Origin of the sequence: Chryseobacterium sp. MEBOG07 (genome assembly GCF_021869745.1) — a bacterium.
Classification (GTDB): Bacteria; Bacteroidota; Bacteroidia; order Flavobacteriales; family Weeksellaceae; genus Chryseobacterium; species Chryseobacterium viscerum.
The window spans coordinates 416,057-440,172 of the sequence record NZ_CP084579.1 but is presented as its reverse complement, the minus strand read 5'-3'; the positions used below and the strand labels follow the sequence as shown (position 1 = coordinate 440,172).

Below are 24,116 nucleotides of genomic sequence, written 5' to 3'. Positions count from 1 at the left end.
ATCCATTAATACAATCTTTTTTATAATTTTAGCCCCTAGAATTTAATAATAGAAATGTCATTAATAGATTTATCAAAACAAGTTGCCCTTGGAGTTGACATCGGCGGAACCAATACCAAATTCGGAATCGTAAACCACCGTGGAGAAGTTCTGGATAAAGGAAATCTCAGAACTGATGCTTATGATAAAGTAGAAGATTTCATCGATGCTTTATATGAAAGTGTTCGTCCAATGATGGAAAAGTATGGTACTGAAGCACACTTTGACGGAATCGGAGTAGGAGCTCCCAATGCGAACTACTATAAAGGAACGATAGAACTGGCTCCCAACCTACCCTGGAAAGGAGTGATTCCATTTGCTGAGCTGATGACGGCAAAATTCAATCTGCCTTGTACCGTGACCAATGATGCAAATGCTGCAGCGTTGGGAGAAATGCTTTTCGGAGCAGCACGAGGGATGAAAGATTTTATCATGATTACCCTGGGAACAGGAGTAGGCAGCGGAATTATCGCGAACGGAAGCTTGATCTATGGACATGACGGGTTTGCCGGAGAACTGGGACACACGATCGTAAAACCAGGCGGTAGAAAACACTGGAGCACAGGATCTGAAGGAAGTCTGGAAGCCTATGCCTCTGCAACCGGAATTACCATTACAGCCAAGAAAATGAGAGCCGAATTCCCGGAATCTATGCTAAACCAATATCCTGAAGACGAAATCAATTCTAAAACAGTATATGAATGTGCTATGAAAGAAGACCCAATTGCGATTGAAGTTTTCAGATACACAGGTCAGAAACTGGGAGAAGCAATAGCTAATTTTGTGATGTTCTCTTCCCCGCAAGCCATTCTTTTATTTGGCGGCGTGATCAAAGCAGGAGATTTTATTTTAAAGCCGGCTAAACTTCATATGGAAAGAAACCTTCTTCCTATCTTCAGAAATAAAGTACAACTGGTTTTCAGTGAACTTGACGAAGCAGATGCCGCCATTCTTGGAGCAAGTGCTTTAGTTTGGGAAAAATAACTGAATACATTCTAAATAATATAGAGCATCCTTTTTAGGGTGCTTTTTTTTGCCCACAGATTGCACAGATTTTCACAGATAATCAGGTTACATTATTCTTGTGTTTATTTGTGAAAACATTCGTGTTATTTGTGTTTAAAATTAAAATAGAAGAATATAATTCAGCTTAATTGAGATGCTTCGACTCCGCTCAGCATGACACGGCTCATACTAACTGCTTTAAAACACTTTGGGAATTCCTATATTTATTCATAAAACGGTTCATAATCGTGTTTAAAATCATTTGCAGCATCTATCATTGTAATTTAAGTTTAAGGAGTTAAAATCATGTTCAAATGAAAAAGTTTTTCCTATTTTTGATTGTCTTTTTTCTCAATCGTACAGAATGAAAAAAAGAATTTTATAAATAAAATAATCAACCTTAGAATGGACAACAATAATTTAGAGCAAATTACTTTTGGCGGTGGATGCTTCTGGTGTGTGGAAAGCTGCTTTAACCTACTGAAAGGAGTAAAATCTGCAATCTCCGGATATTCGGGAGGGCATAAAGATAATCCTACTTATGAGGAAGTCTGCACAGGCGAAACGGGACATGCCGAAGTGGTACAGATCACTTATGATCCTGCTATTATTTCTTACGAACAATTAATGGATGTATTTTTCTTCCTTCACGATCCTACTCAACTTAACAGACAGGGGAATGACATCGGAACTCAGTACCGTTCTGTTATTTACTATAAAGATGATGCTGAAAAAGCAAAAGCTGAAGAAGCCATCAAACTTTCTCAGGAATCAGGAAGATGGAGCGGAACTTATGTAACGGAATTAACACCATTCGACAAATTCTGGTCTGCAGAACAGTATCACCAGGGATATTACAATGACAACCCTACTCAGCCTTACTGCAGCGCTGTTGTGGGACCAAAAATCCAGAAGTTTAAAAAATACTATGGAGAATTGGGAATGCTGAACGCAGAATAAGATTCAACTATTTTTTAAGTTTCGGCTAAAGCCGGATTGATTGTATACATCTATAAAACGGACTAAAGTCCGCTCCTATTGATATTTACTATCATTTTATGGGAATTGATGCCGGATACAGACAAATCGATATAAAATAACAGAAGCGAAGAGAAAAATCTCTTCGCTTCTTGTTTACACAAAAAATAATTGTTTGATATGAAGAAGACTAATATCCTGGGTTTTGTTTGAAATCTTTTGAGGCATCAATGGTAGCCTGAGGAATAGGAAAAATTCTTCTGAAAGACTGAGTCGCAGGCTTCGCTGTTCCCGGCAAATCAAATTTCTCGAATCTGATCATCGCCTTTCTTCTGTACATTTCCCAATACAATTCATACCCTGATTCTTTAAAAAGAGTGTTCGCATCCAAAGCAGCGATGGCAGCTCCCGGAGCATTACTCTTTAAAGCATCATTGGTTCTGCTTGTTCTCAACTTATTGACATCTGCCAAAGCTGCCGATATATTTCCATTTCTGAAGAATGCTTCCGCTCTCATCATATAAATGGTTCCTAATCGGTATAATGGGACATCCATTCCGCTTGTTCCGTTGTTTCCGTAACCAGGGTCGAATTCAAACTTGAAGTTTCTTACCCCTCTGTTGATCTGCGCCTGGGTAAATACAGCTTCTGAAGGATTATCAAAGCTGAGTTCCGGAGTAAAATCTGCGGCAAGCGTAGTATTCTTTTCTGTGAATAATTTATATACTTTGATTCTTCCGTCTGGAGTCAGATCAAAGTTTCCGTTCGGAAGAATTTTAGGTCCGTATTGCTGACCCACCTGTAATCCTCTGTTGAAATGGAACCACGGTTTCCCCGTTCCTTCCACTTTACTTGTTGAGGGTACACTTACATCGGTTCCGTCATTTCTGAACCAGGTTCCGTCTTCATATTGATAAGTTCTCTGGAAACGCGGGTCATCATGATTCCCGTTCCATGAATAATAGAATTCCGGAGTGATACAAGATGCATTGGTTCCTCTGTTATCCGGTGAAGGTTTCTGAATTCTTTCCATAGACATATACGCAAGGTCATTGTCTGCATTTCTGTTTGAATTCTTCTTCTGAACAATGGTAAAGATCATTTCTTTACTCGTATCATTATTGATATCAAAATTGTGGAAGTAATTCGATTCTAAGCTGAAAAGCCCGCCATTAATCAGCATATCAGAATATTTGATCACCTTATCCATATCATTCCCTCCTCCACTTACAGCCTGTTCCTTAAAGTCGAAATTACCTCCCGACTTATTCTTTAATACAGCTCTGTTCAGATACATATCTGCCAGTAATGCATATGCAGCCTGCTTTGTAAATCTTCCTGCGTGGGTATTCTGGGTTTTAATATCAGCCAGATTTGGAATAAGACCTTCTACTTCAGTGATTAAGCCGTCAATTGTAGTATCTGCTTTTCGGATCTGAATAGGTGCATTTAAGTTATCCGGATCTCTGTAAGGAGCCTGCCCATATAAATCGATCGTTGTATACGTGTAAAAAGCCAACAGTCCTTTTGCTTCTGCCAAAAATAAAGCCTTATTATTCCCATTACTTTTGTTGATACTTCCTATAGCAAACAGAGATTTCGTAATCCCTGAGTTCAGCTGGTTCCATGTGGTTTTTACAACGTCATTATTGGCATCCCAGGTGAATTCATGCATGGCTCTCCATTTACCACCGTCTCCCCAGTCACTTCCTCTTGTAGGTAAGATGGCTTCATCAGTAGAATATTCCTGCAAAGCAAACACACTTCCATGGTCTACAAAAGTTCCGTCACCAAGCTGTCCGTAAGCAGCAGCAAGAGAAGCTTCAGGGTCTGCGTTTTCAGTTCCCATTACCTCATCAATTACTTTTTCATCCAGATTTGTACATCCAATTAAAGACATTACTGCGATGGACAAAACGACTTTATTAATATTTAAAAATTTAGATTTCATGATTTCTTTTAACTTAAATTAAAATTTGATAGTAGCTCCCAAAATGAAAGTTTTTGCAGACGGATACGTCGTGTAATCAATTCCCAGGGACTGGTTCCCCTGCACCTGCTTATTCGTGTCAACCAGTGGATCATATCCAGAGTAGCTGGTAATGGTAAATAGATTCTGTGCACTTACATACAGATTGATACTTTTCAAAAACTTCAATTGATTCATGTCAAAAGTATATCCCAATCTTACATTGCTTAAACGAATAAAGTCTGATTTCTCAAGATATAAAGAAGAAAGCTGAGGCTGATTGGCAAAGCTTGCTCCTGAATCATAATATTTCTTCAAAACGTTTCTGTCTGAAGCTAAATTGTTGATATTTAAATCCAAAGCTGTATTATTTACCAAATATCCTCCTGTTTGTCCAATCAATGAGAATGCAAAATCAAACTTCTTGTATTTCATATAAGAGTTGATCCCGAAAGTGAAATTAGGAATAGCACCTTCAAAGATTTTCCTGTCATTTGCGTCAATCTTTCCGTCTCCATTCAGATCTTCATAAATATATTTTCCGTTGGCATCAATTCCTAAGTAATTATACATATAGAAAGATCCTGCCTCATACCCATTTCTGTAGATATTTGCAGTAACTCCTGAAAGTCCGGGTCCTGAAACCTCACCAGAATTAATTCCTGAAACCGGAAGATCTTTTACCACATTATTTACTGTAGCTCCATTGATATCAAGATTCCATGTGAAATTTTCGTTTTTAATAATTTCTGAGCCTAAAGAGAATTCAAAACCTTTATTCACAATTTTTCCATCAGCATTCAGCCAAACGAAATCTGTGGGACTTAACGGAGTGGAAGGGATATATAATATTGGATTTTTAGTTGTTTTGTTGTAGTACTCCAATGAACCATATAATTTGTTTCTAAATAAGCTGAAATCCAACCCAATATTGGTTTGTGCTACAATTTCCCATTTCAGATTAGGATTGGGTGTTCTCACCACCTGAACTCCATTGATCAGGTTTAAGTTATCGTATAAATAATATCCCGCATTTTGTGATAATAGATAACTTGCTTTTGTAATTTTATTGAGAACCTCCTGGTTTCCGGTTTCTCCCCAGCTTCCTCTTAGTTTCAATTCGTTAATAAATGAAGCTCCCTTCAGGAAATTTTCATTTGAAATTGTCCAGCCTACAGCCACTGATGGGAAATATCCATATTTATTGTTATCTCCAAAACGTGTAGAACCATCCGCTCTTAAGGAAGCTGTTAAGAAATATTTCTTATCAAAATTATAATTTACTCTTCCGAAATAAGACTGTAATTCATTTTCCTGAGAGGTTCCTGGTTGTGGAATAAACACGTCTCCGGAATATCCGGGATTAATTTCTGGTGAGATCCCCACTCCCTGATTCACAAAGTTTCTGACTCCAAGATAAGTAGCCGTGGCTTTAAATTTCTGATAAGAGAAACCTCCCAATATGCTGAAGTTATGTCTGTTTAAGCTAAGATCATACGTTAAATAATGCTCCAAAAGAATATTATAAGAATCCAGATTTGCCTGAGAATAAATTCCTTTCGGGCTTCTGTCTGTAATATTCGGGAACATGGTTGTATTTCTTTCTGATAAGCTTCTGTCAACTCCTAAATTAAACTTATAATTCAATCCCGGTAAAATTCTCAACGTTGCTTCCGTATTCCCCAACACTCTGAAAGTATTCGTTTTATCTTCGTAAACGCTCAATAAATATAATGGATTGTAGTGGGCGTTCATATTGAAATTCGTATAATTTCCGTTTTGATCATATACGGAACGCGTAGGATTCGCCATCAAAGCATGGATAATCAGCTGGCCATCAGACCCGGCATTTCCACCGTTTGGAATTCCTGTTTCTCTGATATCACTTGCGGTAAGGTTGAGCTTCACCTTTAGTCTTTTGTTATCAAAGAAAGACTCCTCTGCATTCAATCGCGCAGTTGTTCTTTTAAAGCTGCTGTTCAGCACAATACCATCCTGGTCCATGTGAGAAAGGGATGCGAAATAATTCCCTGTATCTGTCGCTTTTGAGAAGGAAACCGAATGATTGGACGACACTGCATTTCTGTAGATTTCGTCCTGCCAATCTGTATTTCCGCCATGGTCATAAGATTTATCAATACCTGCAGCTCTGTACTCATCTGCAGTCATTAGATCTAATTTTTTTATCACTGAAGAAAAACCTAAATACGTATCATACGTAAACATAGGTTCTCCCTTCTTTCCTCTTTTTGTGGTTACCAAAACTACCCCGTTTGAACCTCTCGCTCCATAGATAGCAGCCGCAGAAGCATCTTTCAAAACGGTGATGGATTCGATATCACTTGTATTCAAAAAGTTTAACGGGTTCTTTGCTGTTGTATTTCCCAATCCTACATTCGGACTTTGTGCACTCACCGGATCATTATTCAAAGGAATGCCATCTACAACGAATAATGGGGTACTTCCACTTCTGATGGAACCAATACCTCTGATCGAAACATTCACTCCCGCTCCCGGTTCTCCACTCGACTGAACGATACGGACTCCCGCTATTTTCCCCTGCATCAGGTTGTCGACAGAAATATTCATTCCTTCTTTGAAGTTCTCAGCCTTCAACTGGCTTACCGCTCCCGTTAAATCTGATTTTTTCTGAGAACCATACCCGACTAAAGTGACCTCTTCAATGGAGGTAGCCTCTTTTTTAGATTGTAATTTTACAGCAATCGAAGTACTTGAAATCTTCATTGTCTGAATCCCATATCCGTCATAAGAAATGGATAGAGTCTGCCCGATGTTTGCGGAAATCGTAAAGTTCCCGGACGCATCGGTAGTAGCGATTTCTCCGGTTTCTATAACGGTAACTTTCGCTCCTTCTATTGCAGAGCCAGTCTGATCCGTTACATTTCCGGAAATCGTTTCATTTACCTGTGAAAATACAGGATAGTTGGAGGTAAATCCCTTAGCATCAGCTTGGTTGGCCACCAAAAAAATTAATGCAACCGGAATTAGCTTTTTAAGCTTAAAAAAATTAATTTTGTGGTACATATCAATAAGTAAAGTAATTGCAAGACGTTATATTGCTTATTAAAAATCCGCTGTTGTTCCCGCAACAGTGGTTTTCTTTTCAGGCAACGGTTAGTTTTTATTTCGGCATACAAAGTAAAAGCATCTACCACAATTCTATCTTAACATAATATTATCTTAAAGTCAACAAAATATAAATATCTCATTTTGAGATATTAGAAATTGACTAATTTTCAGGTATTTATAGGCAGATATTTTTTCAGCAATTACAATTTTTTAAAAAAGACTTAACATAATATATAAATCATTCATCGGGAAGAGTCATTAATTTCGCAGTGACAAAATTCATCGAAATGAAAAAGGCTGTTTTCTTAGGCATCTATTTATCTTCCATCCATTTTCTTTGGTCACAGACGCAAAATATAAGCGAATCAAAAATCAATGAAATTCAGGTAATTGGTTCTCACAATTCTTATAAAAAGGCTATTCTTCCTGAAGTATACGCTTATTTATCCCAGAAAGACAGTCTCAAAGCGTTGCCGAGAATTCAATATGAACATATTCCTATTCCCCAACAATTGGATCTTGGATTGAGAAACCTGGAAATTGATGTATATGCTGATAGTAAAGGGGGAAAATACGCCCATCCGAAAATTCTGGATCTGGTAAAAACCACTGAGTCTTTTGATCCGGATGGTAAAATGAAGAAACCGGGTTACAAAATGATTCATATTACAGATATTGATTTTCAGACGTGGTATTATACATTGGAAGACTGCCTGAAAGACTTGAAAAAATGGTCTGACCTTCATCCTGATCACGATCCTGTTTTTATAACCCTTGAACCTAAAGACGGAAAAGCCAACCAGTTTGGAACAGAACCTGAGCATTATACTTCAAAACTTTTTGACGATCTTGATAATGAACTGAAAAAATATCTTGGGAGGGACAAAATCATTGCTCCGGATGATATCCGCGGTTCTTATACCACCTTAAACGAAGCTGTCATAAAGAAAAACTGGCCAAAAGTGAAAGAAGTAAAGGGGAAATTCCTTTTTGTACTGGATAATAACAGTGAAAACAGGGATTTGTACATTAAAGACCATCCTTCATTAAAAGGGAGAATGATTTTCACTAATTCTAATCCGGGAACACCTGAAGCCGCTGTTTTGCTGATGAATGAGCCGAAGAAAGATGATACGGTCATCAAAGATCTGGTAAAAAAAGGCTATATCATCCGTACGAGGGCTGATGCAGACACCATGGAAGCACGTAGTGAAGATTATTCAAGGTTTGAAAAGGCCAAGCAAAGCGGTGCACAGATTATTACGACCGATTATTATTATCCAAGCAAATTATTCAAATCCAATTATAAGGTGAGCTTTGAGAACAACACCTATGAAAGAAAGAATCCTGTAACGGGAAAATAATATATTCATGATTAAATATTGAAAAGAAATGACCTTCAGAGTGCTGATGGTCTTTCTTTTTTACCACAAAATGCCCCAATATTTTTCATAAATAGAAATGTCTGTAAAAATCCTTGGTAAACAAGAACATTACAGTCTTCTTATTTTTTGGTTTTTCAAATCTATTTCAAAATGATCTGCCGGATCTCCATTAGAAAGCAGTGAAAGTATTTTAAAAACAGATTTTAGCTGGATCATCAATGGATCCTGCGACTGAATCTCCTGGTATAATTGCTCCAATACCTGATACTGCTCCAATCTTTCTTTGGGAATATCTTTCTTTGCCAATTCATCAGCAGACTGAAACTTATACAGATCCAATAACAGATCATCAACAGACCACTTTTTAAAGGTTTCTGATACAATCTTTTTCTCCTTCAGCTGATTTTTATTTTGAATAAGCAACAGGAGATCTTCTCCATTCAGATTCTTCGATTTTTCAATAAAATCTTTTGGCCAATCGTCCGGAATCATTCTCAGACGAACCAATTCTTTTAAATGAAAGAGCATGAAATCGTGGTAGGATTTCGTTTTCAAAATATCTTTATTCCAACGTATTTTACCTGTATCTTTTTGCAACGCTTTATATTCTTTTTCATACAAAGGAAATAATTCATCAAAGCGCGGAACCTCATTCAAAACTTCGGTCTGTACTTCCATGATGTCCGGAGATTGTATTGTCAGAATTTTATAGCTGGGCAAATATGCCGCCAGTGACGGAACCTGAACATTGATCAATACATGATCTCCTACCCTCCTAATTCCAGTGTCATTAATGTGCATATGACCCGCAAAGTGAATCTGCAATCCGGCTTCTGCAAAAACTTTTGCTACTTCTTCCTGAGGAACTCGCTCCAACTGCCATTTTTTTTCCCCTAATACGTTTTTAATTTCCTGAGTGACTCCATCATTAAAATCGATCATGGGATAATGGGTAAAGGCAATCAATGTTTTATTACTTTTCTTAGCTTCATCAGCAAGCTTTTTTACCCACTGTATTACATGTTTTTTGTTAGTCAGTACGTTATTATAACCAATACTCGCTCCTTTGTAGTTGGATGCATTTTGGGCATTTTGATTGAGGTTTTTCGGGATATAGGTATTTCCATCGATGGCAATCATCCATACATCTTTCACGGGTTCAACAACATAACTTAAATCCGGAACAGAAAACCCTTTTTCAACTTCATACATTCTTTGGGAGTAATCTGCCGATTGCAGCGCTTTTTCGTAAGAATAATCTTTAAACGAATCATGATCAAAAGGTGTACTCCAAAACAGATCTCCTTTTTTTGGATAGAAGCCAAAATCTTTTAATTCATTTAGAATTTCAAGGTATCCGGATTCTGCAATATCTTTTGTAATCACTTTATCCTTTGATTTTCCGATATTTTCTTTGCTGTAAATTCCAAGCGGCTTCCCATTCTGCCCAAGAAAATCATCTTTTCCGCCATTATTTCTGAACGGTCCTACCGGATCGTGATTTCCTGTCGTCAAATAAAAATTAATCCCGTATTTCCGGTGGTATTGTTCTAGAATGGTATGAAGCCCACGGAGGTTATAAGCCTGTCCGTCATCAGAAAAATCTCCGGGCATGGCTACAATTTTAATTCCTTTTGCAGCAATATCATCCAATGCCTTAAGAAAAGCAAAATAATTTTCATTGAAAATTCTTGTGGAATGCAATTGGGAATCCATCGTCCTCAGAATCGTGGATTTTCCTGTTTTAGGGTTCAAAATTCCTTTAAAATCATGATCCGAAAAACGTCCATACAAGTCCTGAAAATGCACATCGGAAAGAAAAGCGATCTGCACAGGTTTTTGCGCCTGAAAAAGGGCAAATACAAAAAATAAAACGGTGAATATTCCTTTGTTCATCTTAAAATAAGACGAAATTAAGGGAATCGCTGTGGATTTGTTTTAATTGAATTTTAAATAATTGTGAAGGAAGTTACTCTCCTTTGCCATATGTTAAGATCATGTGTCTCGTTGCATCTCTCAGACTTTTACCATTACCTGGGTTTATTCCATCCATTGTAAAAAACTCTACCGCATTATCATACTTTGTATACCAGGAGTTACCTAATCCGTTTTCTACTGTCAGAGTATCTGGTCTGGTAATTCTCTTAAAATATTTTAGCTTGACAGTGTCAACAGGCAATAACTGATGTTTAGGATTTTTATCATTACAAGAGGTTAATTTATATTCATCCCCATCCCAATACATACATTGATTATCATTCCCAGATATTTTTAACCCGCCATTTAAACTTGTAAGTAAAACTAAAACAATCGCACCAACTCCCATTCCGTTTTTTGCCATCTGCGGAATATTGAAAACAGGTGTATTCGTAATGTTTATAATTATTTTAGAAAGCCTTTCTGACAAAGAATCTTCATCATTTCCAATTCTCATTTCTATCTGAGTCTCTCCATGATCTTTTTTAATTGTATAATTTTCAGAAAAATTATCAAAATTATCATAGCCAACATACCAACTTAATTGGTCTAAAGTAATTGCATCAATAGGATAGTCTTCATTTTTCTTTACCAATCTTTTATAGTATCGTACAAAAGTCCTTCCATCCTTAGAAGAACCAAACTTTTCCTCTAGTTTCTGGCTTAAAAAATCGAATACAGTACTATAAACATCTGTTTCAAGTTTAAGTTCTTTTTTTGCGGTTTCATATGCTGCTTTTATGAGCAATTTTCTTTTCTCAAACATACAATTTCCATAATGGATTAATATGCTGTCCAAATTAGACACATTTTAGACATTATAATTGCGGATTCCCGTAAAAAACAGCATTTTATAAGGTTTTGCTTGTCCACTCGCTGTCTTACATAAGACAACGTACTATCGGATATTTGTAAAAGAAATCAGGGACAAAAAATAAACAGAAAATCAAAACCCTGATTTCAAAAATCACCAGATAAAACGGAGGAAAACTCCGGGTTGGGAAGCAGATGTTTCTCCTCCGTTTTTGAAGGTTCACTTCCCAAAAAATTTAGAAGCGCTTCAATTTTTTTAAACGTATAACACTATCTGCGATCTGCTTCGCAGGGAAGAATACGAATGCTTTAACAATAAATTTTTTGAACAATGTTAGAAATTATATTAATGCTATTCGGTTTAGCATTCTCAAACAATAATGCCAATGCAACAACAGCAAATGATAATAACCCAACAACTGTAACTACGCAATCTCAAGGAGAGTCTACAGAGACAGGAGGCTCTACAGGAGAGACAGGGGGAAGTGATACGGGAGGAGAAACAGGACAAATTATACCTCCAAGAAAATAACAAAGAAAGCGGAAGAATTATCTTCCGCTTTTTTTATTAAATTTGAAAAAAAACCATTGAAAACTCATATAACTCTTCTATTAATCTTATCTACTCTACTTTCTTGCTCAAGGAAGAAGCCATCAGTAGCCGATCGAATAAATTACGATAAAGGTTATGATTATTTAGAGACATCAAAAAAAGACAGTGCATTTAAATATTTAAATAAGGCAAAAGATGACTTTATTCAAAAAGGATATCCTTCTTTTGCCGGAAATTGTTTAGTACTGATGGGAATCATCCAGTGTCAGGCTGGAGATTATTATGGAGCGCAAGAGACAGCTCTATCGTCCATCAAATTCTTAGATAAAAAAAAGGATTCACAAGACCTTGTTTCCAATTACAATAACCTTGGTGTTTCTTGCCAAAAATTAAAAGATTATAAAAGAGCTGCAGAATTTTACAACCAGGCTGCGCTATATGCTCAAAATCCGATTGAACGATTCACTCTTCTTAATAATAAGGCCGTTTCATTTGTATATTTGAAAGATTACGATAAGGCAATTAATATTTATAACAGTATTTTATCCTCTTCTAATATCGATAAAGGCTCTGTCATTTTCTCTAAAGTTTATGATAACCTTGCTTTTGCAAAATTTCAACAAAATCCTAAATATAATGCCGAATATGAACTGAACAAAGCCCTACATATACGAGAAAGCATAAAAGATAGCGATGGACTAAATGCCAGTTTTTCTCACTTAACTGACTACTTTGAGAATCGCGATCCCACAAAAGCTCTTTTTTATGCAAAAAAAATGTTCCAGACTGCTTCGGTTAACAAGAGTCCTGATGATAAATTGGAAGCCCTCCAAAAAATAATACAATTAGAAAAGCCTGAAAATATAAAAACAACCTTCAAACAATATCAAAATTTGAAGGATAGCTTAGAAACAGCCAGAAATAAATCTAAAAATCAATTTGCTTTAGAAAGATATGATTCTGAAAAACTGAAAAGAGAAAATGTAGAAAAGGATAATAGTATTCTAAAACTTTTGATTGGAGTAGTGACATTAATTGTTCTAATAATATTTATTGTAATTGGCTACAGAAGAAGGCAATTAAAATTAAAACAAGAAAAAGAAATCGAAATAAAAAACACCCAGCTCAAAATGTCTAAAAAGGTTCATGATGTAGTCGCCAACGGTATCTATCAGGTGATGACAAAGATTGAAAACCAGGAAGATTTTGATCGGGATAAAGCGCTTGATGAACTGGAATTTGTATATGAAAAATCCAGAGATATTTCCTATGATAAAATTGGAGAAGAAGAAGAGTTTAGCAAAGTAATTTCCGAACTTATTGCCTCCTTCAATAATGAAACGTTAAAAACCTTTACAGCAGGAAACAGTCCTGCGATTTGGGAGCCTATTTCTGCTACAGTAAAAGAGGAAGTTTACCAAATGATTCGCGAACTAATGGTGAATATGAAAAAACATAGCCAGGCCAGCCATGTTGCCGTTAAGTTTGAAAAAACAAACAATAGAATTGATATTCAATACAAAGATAATGGAATAGGAATTTCAGGAGACCTTATTTATAAAAATGGGCTAAGTAACGCGGCAACCCGTATTGAAACAATTAACGGAACTATTACTTTTGACACGAAAATTGAAAAAGGGCTGAAGATAAATCTTTCATTCCCTGCTTCCTAAGCATTTAGCTATGTTCAAAAAAGTTTTAATCGTTGAAGATCAGGAAATAATGAACCTGGGAATCCTGAATACCATAAAAGAATTAAATATCCCTGATTTTGATTATGTAATGTATTGTGATGAAGCTTTAAGCAGAATCAGAACATCTTTAGAAAGGAAAAATCCATACGATCTGCTTATTGCTGATCTTTCATTTGACAAAGACCATATTCCACAGAAACTTCGTTCCGGACAAGAGCTTATCTTTGAGGCAAAAAAGGTTCAGCCTGGTTTAAAAGTAGTCGTATTTTCTGTAGAAAAGAAAGCTAAAACAATTGATGATCTTTACAAGATATATCAAGTGGACGGATTTGTAAGCAAGGCAAGACGCGACGGACAAGATCTGAAAAGCACAATACGGAAAATATTTAATGGAGAGACTGTTATTCCTCAGGAAGTTCTGAATACAATGCGCCATATTTCTTCTGAGTTTGATATGTATGATATTAAATTGCTTGAGCTCCTTGCTAAAGGGAACAAACAAAGTGAAATAAGTACCTATCTGAAAGAGCATCGAATGATGCCTTACGGCATCAGATCCATTGAAAAGAGATTGAATGAGCTCCGGGACAGCATTGGTGCCAAAAACAATATTGAGATGATTGTAATCTGCAAAGATATTGGCCTCATCTGATCAAACCTGTTGAAAATATCATTTTTTTCGTTCCCTTTACGTGAACCCGTAAGAATTAATTAATAAATGAATATACTTTTGAGGTCATAACCTATTTTTTAAAATTAAATCGTATAACCATGTTCAAAAAAGTTTTAATTGCCGAAGACCATGAAAGCATCAATATTTCCGTCCAGAAAACCCTTGAGGGTCTGAATATCCCTAAAGTAGATTATGTATACTATTGCGACGATGCTATAGGAAAAATACAGAAATCTTTACGGGAAGAACAGCCATACGACTTGTTGATTACAGATCTTTACTATGAGGATGATCATCATGAACAGAATCTTAAAGACGGAAAAGACCTTATCAGAAAAGCAAAAGAGATACAGCCCAATTTGAAAGTTATCGTATTTTCGGCGGAACATAAAACGGGGGTAATAGAAAGCCTTTTTTCAGATTACCAAATTAACGGTTATGTTCGTAAAGCCAGAAACGATTCAAAAGATTTAAAAAAATCCATTGCCTCCGTATACATTGGTGAAAACTATTTATCTTTTGATCTGAAGCAGGATATGAAAAAGTTCAATAGCTATGAGTTTTCTACGTTTGACATAACACTTGTCTCACTCCTTTCTAAAGGGGTTTTACAGAAAAACATTCCTATCCATCTTGAGGAGAGAAATATTAAACCATCCAGTCTAAGTAGCGTTGAGAAAAGATTAAACAGCCTGAAAGAAGACCTTGAAATAAACAGCAACGAGCAGCTGGTAGCCTTTTGCAAGGATATTGGGATTATATAAAGACAACTCATTTTACTTACAACCTTTCAAACTTTTTGAAAGGTTTTTTATTTTTCGCCCCTATTACGGTTTTCCGTAACGGATCAAAATTTAATGCTCATATTTTTGGATTGTTAAATAAAAAACAATTATGGAATACAAAGTAATACCATTTGTTGCCACAGCCAATCAACAAAATATGAGTGCAAAAAACATTGCAGAACAATTAGACAATTTAATAAAAGTTCATACCAATGACGGCTGGGAGTATGTAAGACTGGAAAGTGTATCCACTTACATACAACCTATTGATGGATGCTTTGGTCTTGGTCATAAACCTGGCTATATGACTTCTTATCAAATGGTGGTTTTCAGTAAAAAAGAAAATGAAAAATCTATTAATTCTTCTTATTAAAATTTATTGGTGGAGCATTCCTCCGTCAAAAAGAAGGAGATGTATCTTCAGAACCAGCTGTTCTAAGTATGTGTATGAAAAAACAATACAGGATGGATTTATTTCAGGATTAAAAGCATTCAGATATCGTTTTCAAAACTGCAGATCCGGCGCTTGCCTTATAGAAAATCCTTCAGGAGAAATTCAAATCATTTTACCTAATCATCAAATTCTTAATGAAATAGAAATTTCAGAAAGATTTATTAAAAATAAAAAATAACCACTATGGGAAAATTCGTAATCACACAAAGAGTCAACAAAGAGTATCAGTTTAATCTTAAAGCCGGAAATGGCGAAATTATTTTAACCAGCGAAGGATATGTTCAGAAAGCATCATGTCAAAAAGGAATAGAATCCGTAAAAGTTAATTCACAGGATCTTTCAAGATACGACAAAAGAGCAGCGAAAAATGGAAAAGATTATTTCGTGTTAAAAGCAAGAAACGGTGAAATTATTGGAAACAGTCAAATGTACAGTTCAAAATCAGGACTGGAAAATGGTATTGCTTCTGTAAAATCAAATGCTCCAACAGCAGAAGTCATTGATGAAACTTTAAAAAACTAAAACTATGGATCTTAAAATAAAACTAGAACAACTACATCAAAAAGTAACTGGCTTAAAGGAGCAGATCGGTACTGAAGAAGCTACAAAGAATGCTTTTGTAATGCCTTTTATACAAATTTTAGGCTATGACATTTTCAATCCTACAGAAGTGATTCCCGAGCATGTTTGTGATATCGGAACCAAGAAAGGAGAAAAAGTAGATTATGTGATCAAAAATAATGATGAGCCTATCTTCATCATCGAATGCAAACATTGGAAAGAAAGTGCAGACGCTCACAATTCTCAGCTTCACAGATATTACCATGTTTCTAAAACAAGATTTGGTGTTCTTACGAACGGTATTATTTATAATTTCTATACAGATCTTGAAAAGCCCAATATTATGGATGAAAAACCATTTTTCACGATCAATATGGAAGACTTAAAAGACAGTTCTATCAAAATTCTGGAGAGCTTTACTAAAAAGGATTACAACCTTGAAAGTATTCTGGACTCTGCTGAAGCATTAAAATATATTAAGGCGATAAGAAAGGAATTTGAAAAAGAAATAGAGTCTCCTTCTGATGAATTGGTAAAGCTATTGGTAGGAAGATTTTTGAAAAACCGATGACAGCCAACCGAATGCTTTCTTTTAAAGAGTATACCAAAAAAGCATTAACAACGTCTATTAATGAATCAATCAGTTTCCGGTTAAAATCTGCATTGAGCATTAATGAACAAATTGAAAAAAGGGAAGATGAAGTAAAAACATCACAGCCTATTGATGAAAATAATGATTCTAAAATCGTAACAACAGAGGAAGAGCTGGAAGGTTTTCAGATCGTAAAAGCGATTCTGAGAGAGAAAATTCCGTCTTCCAGAATTGCCTACAGAGATACTTTATCCTATTTCGGGATTTTGCTGGATGATAATAATAGAAAACCGCTTTGCAGACTACATTTTAATACCGCGAATAAATATTTAGAAACATTCCATAACGGAAAAGAGGCCGGAGAAAAGGTTTTACTAAATACTCTGGATGAAATCTACAATTACAGGAACCAGCTTCATCAGACTTTGGAGAATTATTCATAAAAATTAATAACCATGAAAAAACTAATCCCATTCCTCATAGTTATCTTTACTTTATTTCTTTTAAATTCTTGTTTTAAAGCCAATGACAGTGTAGGAGGACATGGTGGAAGATGTACTGGTTCTGCTTATTGTACGGCTTGTTCCAACTGTTCAGGATGCGGACACTGCAGTAGTGGTGGAACTTGTGGTGTCTGTCGTGGCGGATCTTCCGGCAGAAGTTCATCTTCGGGCAGCTCTACTAAAAGTAAATCTAAGAAGCACGAATCCTCAAAAGCTAAATCCACTAAACCGCCAAAAGCATTTATTGATGAGGTTAAGGTCAATATAAATTCCAACAACAGATACATTGCGGGAATTGAAGCTGTAAATATTTACGAAAAACCTTCTCTTACATCTAAAGTAATAACAACGGTCTCTAAAAACACCAAACTGACCCAGCTTTCAAAGGAAGGTTCATGGTATAAAGTCCTGATTAAATCAAATGGAAAAAAAGGATATGTTTTTTATAAAGATGTAAAATAATGATCCGGGCTTTAAAAATAGCAGCACTATTTCTTCCCGTCATTGCAGGTGGATTTATTTACATCATCTTCAGAACAGAAAGACTTATAATGTTTCATTGGTTTGAATATTTAAGTCTTTCTCATCAAATTAATATTCTCAAAAATATCAGAACTATTTATTCTTTTCCTAGCTGGTTTATTTATAGTCTTCCGGATGGACTTTGGACATTTTCCTATGTTGCAGTTTCTTTGCAAATATGGAAGTTCTCAATAACCTGCCAAAATGTTTTTTGGATCTTCAGTATTCCTATTGCCGCTGTTCTGTCAGAATTTCTTCAGCTATTTAGACTTATCCCCGGAACCTTCGATCCCATTGATATTATATTTTATTTGCTTGGAGCAAGCATTCCTTATTATCTATCAAAAAATAATTTAAACATTAAAATATATGAAAAACGTTAAACACATCATTTCTGCAGGCCTATTCTTCATTTTTGTATTCATCGCCTTTGGAAGTATGGATGATAAAAAAAGTAAAAATTCTTACAAAAGTCTTAATTCACTGGAAACTTCTGATGTTCATCCTCAGGAAATAGCAGTACAGCATACCGATCCAAAAAAGGAGGCTATCCTACTTAAATTAAAAGAAAAAGCAAAAAAAGACTGGCCTAATGATTATTCTACACAAGAATATTGGATTAATGAACAAATTGAAGCCTATGATTATATGGAAACGATAGAAGATAATTCCATAAAGCAACGAGCTCAAAAAGATTGGCCTTTAGATTTCAGCACGCAGAAGTATTGGTATGAAGAGCAGATTGAAGCAAAACAAAGAATAGAATGAACCCCTTAAAAGTCTTTCTCACCTTCTGTGCGTTATGCTGTTTCATCGCTATTTTCAGATTTCCCATAGAATATTATACTTTCCTGAGAATTCTTGTTTCCGCTGGAGCTTTACTGGTTTTATACAATACTTTAAGCTCTAAACAGCATTACTTCAGTATAATTTTCCTGATCATTCTTATCCTTTTCAATCCCGTTTTTCCTATTTATCTCTATAGAAAAGGCATATGGATGCCGCTTGACATTATAACGGGGATTTTATTTTTATTGATCAATTTTATAGAAAACAAAGAACAGAAAAAGGAAGAAGAAGTTATTGAAGAAGCCTCAGAACCATCAGCACCAATACATCAAAGAACTGTGTCAAGAGACAGAATCATTAATCCTAAAAAACCAAAAGAAGAATAACCATCATGGAAAACAATCATATAACGGAAAACCTCAAAGCTCATTTTTTAAGATTGTATCAAATGGCAATCTGTGATGATGATTTCAGCGCATTAGAATTAAAAATGCTCTATAAATGTGCGGAAGAAAGGGGGATTTCATCAAAAAATTTAGACGAAATTCTTTTAAATCCTATCAATTTAAAATCATTGATTCCTAAAACTATTGAAGAAAAAGTTGATTATCTGTATGATCTCACAGTCATGATCTGGGCAGATGGAATTGTTTCCCCAAACGAATATTCTGCGGTGCAAAAATACGTTTTGATGTTTGGTTTTTTGGAAGAAAACGTAACTGCAATTGTAGATTATCTCATTGAAGCCGTGAAAATCGGAAAAAATAAAAGTGAAATTTTATATGAATTAAAAAACTAACTGATCATGGATACCACCAGTATAAAAAATTTATTTAAACTAAAATCTGTTCCGATAGAACCTGAACAGGAAACATTCCCCAAAAACGAGGACAATCAGAATAATGAATCTCTCGAAGAAAATAGAAAAAGGACTTATCACGAATCCGGATACAGAGACAGTTCGCGAACCAGTGGAAACCACTCTACCCTATCCATCTGTCTGGACGCCGTTTACTCAAAATTTCAGAATGAGGAAAAAGAAATGGTTGAAAAACAGAAGAACCTGAAAGAATCTTACGTCAATGAACAGAAAAACCGGGAAACTGAGATCAAAGCTTTAACTGTCTCGCACGAAACCAAAGAGGAACAAGTAAAAAGCAAAAACACAGAAGTTGAAAATCATCAGCATACTATTGAAGGTTTAAAGGCAGAAATCCTTGATCTTCCGAGAAACCCCGAAAAATACAATGTAAAAGCTTCAAAGGGAGCTTCTGCAAAGTTTTGGATAGGTTTTATCCTTTTGCTCCCTATAAGTTTGTATTTGTTGACGTTTTATATTTCAACTTCTTACTCCGCTTTTTTTAAAAGTTTTGATGCCAAAAGCACCGTTATTCAAAGTGTTTTGGATGCACAGGCTTTCAGCAAAGCATGGAGCGAAGGTGTTATAGAGGGTGCTTTTGTAACTTTGATTCCGTTTGTATTTCTCGGACTAGGTTATTTGATTCACATGTTTTGGGAGAATAAAACGAGAGCGAATTACATCAAACTTGGGTTACTATTTATCGTGACATTTATTTTCGATTCCATTTTAGCATATGAAATCGAGTCAAAATTATATGAATTAAATAAAACTTTTGATTCTCCACCTTTTGATCTTAAAATAGCCTTTACCCAAATACAGTTTTGGGGGATTATTTTCGCCGGTTTCATCGTTTACATTATCTGGGGATTGGTTTTCGATTTTGTAATGAAAGAACACAGAGAAAAGGATAAGATCAAAAACGAACAGGAAATCAGACAGAGAAAAGTTGAATTCTTTCAGGAAAAGATCAATGCTTTGAAGAAGGAAATTGAAGAAATTCTTGTCGGCATCGGAAGTATAAAAGAAACCGTTATTAAAACACGAGGCAGAATCGAAGAGCTTCAAAATATCATTGACGGAGTCATCATTCCGACCAAAGATTACAAATTGTATGCTTCGGAATATGTTCAGGGCTGGATCACTTTTATCGGTGAAAAAATAGCCGTTTCAAGAACGGAAAAACAAACGATGATTGATGACTGTATTGCCACTTACAATACCAATTTGGAAACTGTGGGTGCTAATTCCGACAATCAGAATTTAGTGTATTTATCATCTTTATAACTGAAAATTATGAAAAAAATATTCTATTTATTATTCATTGTTTCTTTGGTTTCCTGTTGTAAAGAGCCAAAGCCATCACCTTGCACAAATTGCCCACCGGAATTTGATTCAAACAATATCAATGTAAGTATTTTAATTGATTTATCAGACAGAATTGATACTATAGCTAATCCCAATCCTACAATGCAATACTTCCAACGGGATACAGAATATATCAAAGCCATTGAAAAGGGATTCATCAACCATATCAAATCCAAGAAAATCATTACATATGATGATCAGATGCAGGTTTTCTTCAACCCGGAACCTTCCGATCCAAAAATAAATGATTTCACAAAAGAGCTGAAAGTATCTTTCAATAAAGATATTCAAAGAAGTTATTTTGATTCTGTAGACAAAAAATATTCAGAATTACCTTTAAACATCTATCAGTCGGCTATAAAAGACAAAGCATTTGTAGGCTCTGATATTTGGGAGTTTTTCAAAAACAAAGTCAACGATTACTGTATAAAACCGGATAAAAGAAATATTCTGTTCATTTTGACAGACGGATATATGTATCATCAGAACACCAAATTTGACGAGAAAAAGGAAAACTCTTATAGAACTTCCTATTTAACAACTAAACTTATAAGAAATAACAATCTAACTACCTCAGGCTTTAAAGATACCATTGAAAAAAATGGCTATGGATTTGTAAAAGCAAATGAAAACCTTAGTAATCTCGAGGTCATCGTCTTAGGAATCAATCCGGAAAAAGGAAATCCTTTTGAAGAAGCTGTTATTAAAGAATACTGGGAAAACTGGTTCAAAGACATGAAAATCAAAAATTATCAGATCAAATCTGCCGACCTTCCATCCAACCTGGAACCTATTATTTTAAAAGCCATTTCAGGTAAATAAAAAACACACTCCATATATTTAACTATCAAAAAAGCGAGGAAATTTAATTCCTCGCTTTTATTTATTTTCTGATCATTTCCGTATGGGGAATATCATCTTCCAGATATTTCTTTCCGGTATCTACAAACCCGAATCCACTGTAAAATCTCAACAGATAATCCTGCGCTGATATTTTGATTTCAGAAGTATGAAAACGGTTTTCTATGGTTTCTACTGCATATTGTATCAACTGCTTTCCAAGGCTTTTTCCTCTTGCCTGTTCTGTAGTCAGAACTCTGCCGAAGGAAGTCTCGTCAAACTTTATTCCTTTATCAAAAACACGGCAGTAGGCAAGAACCTGCCCATCTTCTTCCGCCCAGATATGAACTCCCTTCTGATCATAATTATCAAGATCAGGGTAAGGACAGTTCTGCTCAATAACAAAAACATCTATACGTGCTTTCAGTACAGCATATAATTCAGGAACCGTAAACTCGTCAAACGTTTTAATTTTCCAGACAATATTACTCATCGAAACTTATACTATTATTCGTTAAAAATTCATTGGTTTTTTGTATAAAATCAAGAATCTTGTCTCCTCCCTCTTTCTTTTCTGCTGAGGTAACATACAATTCAGGAAGGTCTTCCCAGGTTTTATGAAGCTCGATCTTATAATCCTCTACGTTTTTGATAACGATATTCGGTTTTAGCTTATCTGCTTTTGTAAAGACAATTGAGAATGGGATTCCGCTTTCCCCACACCATTGGATAAATTCCAGGTCAATTTTCTGTGGAGTATGTCTTGAATCTACCAAAACAAAAAGGTTTACCAGATTTCTTCTGTTCAGAATATAGTTGGTGATCAGTTTTTCAAAATCCTTTCGCTGAACTTTTGAAACCTTTGCATATCCATATCCTGGTAAATCGGTAAGGTACCAGTTTTCATTCACCAAAAAATGATTGATCAGCTGAGTTTTCCCCGGAGTCCCCGAAGTTTTAGCCAAATCTTTATGATTCATCATGGCATTGATCAGTGATGATTTTCCTACGTTTGACCTTCCGATAAAAGCATATTCGGGAATATTGGGCTCTGGGCATTCCTGCCATTTTCCGCTACTCTTTACAAACTCTGCTGTTTTAATAATCATTTTTGAATGTATTTTAGAAAAATAAACCATTAAGAAAAGCTCTTAATGGTCATTTATATATTTTAAACTTTATCTTTTACCCAGTTGTATAGGATTTCATTGAATTCATCAGGTTTTTCCATCATCGCAGCGTGCCCGCAGTGATCGATCCAGAATAAATCCGAATTCGGAATAAACTTATGCATATCTTCTGCCACTTCCGGAGGAGTTACATTATCCTGCCTTCCCCAGATCAGACATGTAGGAGTCAGAATCTTCGGAAGATCATTCAGCATGTTGTGCTTAATAGCACTTCTTGCCAGCATTACTGTTTTTATTCCTTTCATCCTATCGTTGACTACTGCAAAAACTTCATCTACAAGATCTTCTGTCGCTACTTTTGGATCATAGAAAACTTCTTCCGTTTTCTTTCTGATATAAGAGCGGTCATTCTTTCTTGGAAAACTGTCCCCGAAAGTTCTTTCGTATAATCCAGAACTTCCCGTAAGAACAAGATTTTTTACCAGATCAGGTCTTGCTAAAGTTAGAATAAGCCCTACATGCCCTCCCATTGAGTTTCCTACAATGGTTACGGGTTCTGAAATATGACTTTCTATAAACTTGATAATATATTTTGCGATAGTGGTAAGATTCGTATTGAGTACCGGAAGATCATAGATGGGTAATTGAGGCACATATACTTTGTAGCCCCTTTCCGAAAAAAAACTTACCATTTTATCGAAATTACTCAAACCACCCATTAACCCGTGCAACAGCACCAATGGATGTCCTTCTCCTGCTTCTACATAGGAATATTTCTTTTCTTTTTTTGTACTAAATATCATAAAACGCCTTAATAAAGCCTTGCAAAAATACAAATTAAACCTCAAAAAAATTTTGATTATCCTAATTTAAGATAAAAATAATATAATATTCCCCTTTTTAACTTTTTTTTTCAAAACCGCTTTATTATGGCTAAAATAACACTTCTAGCAAGTGTCTTCATATCAGTATTTTACATTATTGGAATTCAATCTTTAATAAAACTTATTAACATTGAGTCAAAAAGTGGGAAAAAGTGGGAAATTTTGGAAATTATTATATAAATTTGTCCCAAATGAAAAATTTCATTGGAACATACGAGTGTAAAATTGACGACAAAGGCCGCTTAAAAGTTCCTTCATCTTTAATCAAACAGATGGAAGACTTCGAAGACAACGCATTTGTAGTCAAAAGATCTGTGTTCCAACCTTGTCTGGAGGTATATCCTATGAATGCGTGGGACAAACTGATGGGCAAAATTAATAAACTGAACAGGTTCATAAAAAAGAATGCTGATTTCATACGAATGTTTACGGCAGGAGTAAAGACAGTAGAATTGGATAATGCAGGAAGGTTACAGATCTCCAAAGACCTGACGAATTTCGCAAATCTTCAGAAAGATATTGTGATTACCAGCGCGGGAGAGCTCTTCGAAATTTGGGATAAAGATGCCTATGAAAAGGTAATTTCCACCAATGAAACTGATTTTGCAAGCCTTGCAGAAGATGTGATGGGTTCTTTCGATGAAGAATAACTT

Annotated in this window: 25 protein-coding genes and 1 pseudogene; 19 read left to right on the top strand and 7 right to left on the bottom strand. The window is 35.4% G+C overall.

Features of this window, described 5'->3' with window-relative positions; all coding sequences use genetic code 11:
- Window positions 1-54 precede the first annotated feature (54 nt).
- Together LF886_RS02080 and msrA are read left to right on the top strand one after the other, a co-directional pair.
- Entirely contained in the window at window positions 55-1,023 is a 969-nt protein-coding gene (locus LF886_RS02080; RefSeq protein WP_103231942.1) for an ROK family protein, read from the top strand.
- A gap of 426 nt (window positions 1,024-1,449) precedes the next feature.
- A complete protein-coding gene (gene msrA / locus LF886_RS02075; RefSeq protein ID WP_236852466.1) occupies window positions 1,450-2,004 on the top strand; it encodes a peptide-methionine (S)-S-oxide reductase MsrA in 555 nt (184 codons plus the stop codon).
- Window positions 2,005-2,212: 208 nt separating this feature from the next.
- On the opposite strand, the gene LF886_RS02070 is transcribed toward msrA, so the two are convergent.
- The gene (locus tag LF886_RS02070; protein ID WP_236852465.1) at window positions 2,213-3,973 is read right to left on the bottom strand and encodes a RagB/SusD family nutrient uptake outer membrane protein; all 1,761 of its coding nucleotides are present in this window, start codon (window positions 3,971-3,973) and stop codon (window positions 2,213-2,215) included.
- Between the two features lie 18 nt (window positions 3,974-3,991).
- Window positions 3,992-7,036: a SusC/RagA family TonB-linked outer membrane protein gene (locus LF886_RS02065; RefSeq protein ID WP_236852463.1), complete on the bottom strand. Its 3,045-nt coding sequence runs from the start codon at window positions 7,034-7,036 to the stop codon at window positions 3,992-3,994.
- A gap of 332 nt (window positions 7,037-7,368) precedes the next feature.
- Between LF886_RS02065 and LF886_RS02060 the strand changes: the two genes are divergently transcribed.
- Entirely contained in the window at window positions 7,369-8,445 is a 1,077-nt protein-coding gene (locus tag LF886_RS02060; protein ID WP_236852461.1) for a phosphatidylinositol-specific phospholipase C1-like protein, read from the top strand.
- A gap of 129 nt (window positions 8,446-8,574) precedes the next feature.
- Here the strand turns inward: LF886_RS02060 and LF886_RS02055 are convergent, their stop codons facing one another.
- Together LF886_RS02055 and LF886_RS02050 are read right to left on the bottom strand one after the other, a co-directional pair.
- Window positions 8,575-10,362, bottom strand: a complete 1,788-nt coding sequence (locus LF886_RS02055) for a metallophosphoesterase (RefSeq protein WP_236852459.1) — start codon at window positions 10,360-10,362, stop codon at window positions 8,575-8,577.
- A 73-nt stretch (window positions 10,363-10,435) separates the two neighbouring features.
- The gene (locus tag LF886_RS02050) at window positions 10,436-11,242 is read right to left on the bottom strand and encodes a hypothetical protein (protein WP_236852457.1); all 807 of its coding nucleotides are present in this window, start codon (window positions 11,240-11,242) and stop codon (window positions 10,436-10,438) included.
- A gap of 345 nt (window positions 11,243-11,587) precedes the next feature.
- Here LF886_RS02050 and LF886_RS02045 point away from each other — a divergent pair, with 345 nt between their 5' ends.
- The 15 genes and pseudogenes from LF886_RS02045 (at window position 11,588) to LF886_RS01975 (ending at window position 21,431) form a co-directional block, all read left to right on the top strand.
- Window positions 11,588-11,788, top strand: a complete 201-nt coding sequence (locus tag LF886_RS02045; RefSeq protein WP_236852456.1) for a hypothetical protein — start codon at window positions 11,588-11,590, stop codon at window positions 11,786-11,788.
- Between the two features lie 56 nt (window positions 11,789-11,844).
- On the top strand, window positions 11,845-13,482 hold the full coding sequence (locus LF886_RS02040; protein WP_236852454.1) for a tetratricopeptide repeat-containing sensor histidine kinase: 1,638 nt from the start codon (window positions 11,845-11,847) through the stop codon (window positions 13,480-13,482).
- A 10-nt stretch (window positions 13,483-13,492) separates the two neighbouring features.
- Window positions 13,493-14,155: a DUF5932 domain-containing protein gene (locus tag LF886_RS02035; RefSeq protein ID WP_236852452.1), complete on the top strand. Its 663-nt coding sequence runs from the start codon at window positions 13,493-13,495 to the stop codon at window positions 14,153-14,155.
- 119 nt (window positions 14,156-14,274) lie between these two features.
- Window positions 14,275-14,940: a response regulator gene (locus tag LF886_RS02030; protein WP_236852451.1), complete on the top strand. Its 666-nt coding sequence runs from the start codon at window positions 14,275-14,277 to the stop codon at window positions 14,938-14,940.
- 130 nt (window positions 14,941-15,070) lie between these two features.
- Window positions 15,071-15,334 carry a hypothetical protein gene (locus tag LF886_RS02025; RefSeq protein ID WP_236852449.1) on the top strand — a complete coding sequence of 88 codons (264 nt, stop codon included), beginning with the start codon at window positions 15,071-15,073 and terminating at the stop codon, window positions 15,332-15,334.
- A complete protein-coding gene (gene yidD / locus LF886_RS02020) occupies window positions 15,306-15,593 on the top strand; it encodes a membrane protein insertion efficiency factor YidD (RefSeq protein WP_236852448.1) in 288 nt (95 codons plus the stop codon). Before LF886_RS02025 ends, yidD begins: the two co-directional genes overlap by 29 nt.
- A 5-nt stretch (window positions 15,594-15,598) precedes the next feature.
- Window positions 15,599-15,937 carry a YegP family protein gene (locus tag LF886_RS02015; protein ID WP_236852446.1) on the top strand — a complete coding sequence of 113 codons (339 nt, stop codon included), beginning with the start codon at window positions 15,599-15,601 and terminating at the stop codon, window positions 15,935-15,937.
- Between the two features lie 4 nt (window positions 15,938-15,941).
- Window positions 15,942-17,011, top strand: a pseudogene (locus tag LF886_RS02010) (type I restriction endonuclease).
- 12 nt (window positions 17,012-17,023) lie between these two features.
- A complete protein-coding gene (locus LF886_RS02005; RefSeq protein WP_236852445.1) occupies window positions 17,024-17,533 on the top strand; it encodes an SH3 domain-containing protein in 510 nt (169 codons plus the stop codon).
- A complete protein-coding gene (locus tag LF886_RS02000; RefSeq protein WP_236852443.1) occupies window positions 17,533-17,976 on the top strand; it encodes a hypothetical protein in 444 nt (147 codons plus the stop codon). Before LF886_RS02005 ends, LF886_RS02000 begins: the two co-directional genes overlap by 1 nt.
- Window positions 17,963-18,361, top strand: a complete 399-nt coding sequence (locus tag LF886_RS01995; RefSeq protein WP_236852442.1) for a hypothetical protein — start codon at window positions 17,963-17,965, stop codon at window positions 18,359-18,361. The genes LF886_RS02000 and LF886_RS01995 overlap by 14 nt, the downstream gene beginning before the upstream one ends.
- The gene (locus LF886_RS01990; protein WP_236852428.1) at window positions 18,358-18,768 is read left to right on the top strand and encodes a DUF6804 family protein; all 411 of its coding nucleotides are present in this window, start codon (window positions 18,358-18,360) and stop codon (window positions 18,766-18,768) included. Before LF886_RS01995 ends, LF886_RS01990 begins: the two co-directional genes overlap by 4 nt.
- A 5-nt stretch (window positions 18,769-18,773) precedes the next feature.
- Entirely contained in the window at window positions 18,774-19,181 is a 408-nt protein-coding gene (locus LF886_RS01985; RefSeq protein WP_236852427.1) for a hypothetical protein, read from the top strand.
- Between the two features lie 6 nt (window positions 19,182-19,187).
- On the top strand, window positions 19,188-20,528 hold the full coding sequence (locus tag LF886_RS01980) for an ABC transporter permease (RefSeq protein WP_236852425.1): 1,341 nt from the start codon (window positions 19,188-19,190) through the stop codon (window positions 20,526-20,528).
- Between the two features lie 9 nt (window positions 20,529-20,537).
- Window positions 20,538-21,431: a hypothetical protein gene (locus LF886_RS01975; RefSeq protein WP_236852424.1), complete on the top strand. Its 894-nt coding sequence runs from the start codon at window positions 20,538-20,540 to the stop codon at window positions 21,429-21,431.
- Between the two features lie 61 nt (window positions 21,432-21,492).
- Here the strand turns inward: LF886_RS01975 and LF886_RS01970 are convergent, their stop codons facing one another.
- The 3 genes from LF886_RS01970 to LF886_RS01960 form a co-directional block, all read right to left on the bottom strand.
- Window positions 21,493-21,942 (bottom strand): GNAT family N-acetyltransferase, encoded by a 450-nt coding sequence (locus LF886_RS01970; protein WP_103232130.1) that lies wholly within the window; start codon window positions 21,940-21,942, stop codon window positions 21,493-21,495.
- Window positions 21,935-22,558, bottom strand: coding sequence for a ribosome biogenesis GTP-binding protein YihA/YsxC (yihA, locus tag LF886_RS01965; RefSeq protein ID WP_103232145.1), 624 nt, complete (start codon window positions 22,556-22,558; stop codon window positions 21,935-21,937). The genes LF886_RS01970 and yihA overlap by 8 nt, the downstream gene beginning before the upstream one ends.
- 62 nt (window positions 22,559-22,620) lie before the next feature.
- Window positions 22,621-23,382: an alpha/beta fold hydrolase gene (locus LF886_RS01960; protein ID WP_236852422.1), complete on the bottom strand. Its 762-nt coding sequence runs from the start codon at window positions 23,380-23,382 to the stop codon at window positions 22,621-22,623.
- A 272-nt stretch (window positions 23,383-23,654) separates the two neighbouring features.
- Between LF886_RS01960 and mraZ the strand changes: the two genes are divergently transcribed.
- Window positions 23,655-24,113, top strand: a complete 459-nt coding sequence (gene mraZ, locus LF886_RS01955) for a division/cell wall cluster transcriptional repressor MraZ (protein WP_103232132.1) — start codon at window positions 23,655-23,657, stop codon at window positions 24,111-24,113.
- Window positions 24,114-24,116: the final 3 nt, after the last annotated feature.